This window comes from Psychroserpens mesophilus (assembly GCF_050617655.1).
In the GTDB taxonomy this organism is placed as follows: Bacteria; Bacteroidota; Bacteroidia; order Flavobacteriales; family Flavobacteriaceae; genus Psychroserpens; species Psychroserpens mesophilus_A.
Genome location: NZ_JBODQC010000157.1, coordinates 1 through 273, shown reverse-complemented (window position 1 = coordinate 273; position 273 = coordinate 1). Strand labels below are relative to the sequence as shown.

General features: G+C 62.6%; 1 protein-coding gene. It reads right to left on the bottom strand.

Going from position 1 to position 273, the window contains the following annotated elements; all coding sequences use genetic code 11:
- Positions 1–273 (bottom strand): reprolysin-like metallopeptidase (locus ACRHNM_RS16750; RefSeq protein WP_431137756.1); only part of this gene is annotated, 273 nt, incomplete at both ends.

Below are 273 nucleotides of genomic sequence, written 5' to 3'. Positions count from 1 at the left end.
TGCCTGCATACCCCATGATAGTGGTCCCGGAAGCGGGTTCCGCCTGGACGCCGGAGCCCTCTGAATCAAAGGACCACGTGTGGTTTGCGCCGAACTGGTGCCCCATCTCGTGGGCCACAAAATCCAGGTCAAACCGATCGCCCTCCGGAGTGGGCGTAGCAGCATACGCGCTGCCCTTCCGGTTCTCGCTGCAAACCGCACCGATGAACCCGGCATTCCCGGCTTCCGACCCCCGGTGGAACAAATGGCCGATGTCGTAGTTGGCCGATCCGA